General features: G+C 66.5%; 1 protein-coding gene. It reads left to right on the forward strand.

Going from position 1 to position 397, the window contains the following annotated elements:
* On the forward strand, positions 1-337 hold a 337-nt coding region (locus tag AC5WRT_RS39110), incomplete at its 5' end, for an alpha-glucosidase C-terminal domain-containing protein (protein WP_496098971.1).
* Positions 338-397: the final 60 nt, after the last annotated feature.

The raw sequence follows: 397 nt of genomic DNA on the forward strand, positions 1-397 counted from the left end.
CCGCAGCCCGGCTCTGCGCCAACTGCGCGATCTGCACTTCCACCACGCCGATCAGGACGCGGTGATCGCCTACTCGAAGCGGAGCGGATCGAACACGGTTCTGGTGGTCGCCAACCTCGACCCCCACCACACCCAGGAGGCCACGGTCTCGTTGGACATGCCGCAACTCGGCCTGGACTGGCACGAGTCGGTGCCGGTGCGCGACGAGCTCACCGGCGAGACCTACTACTGGGGCAGGGCCAACTATGTGCGCCTCGAACCGGGTCATAGGCCCGCGCACGTCCTCACCGTCCTGCGACCGTCCAACCCGCAGATCGGAGGGTCACCCACAATATGATCGTCAATGAGCCCGTCCCGGACACCTTCGAGGACACACCCGCGAAGGACCGGGATCCGG

It is taken from the genome of Streptomyces sp. NTD91 (assembly GCF_059510455.1).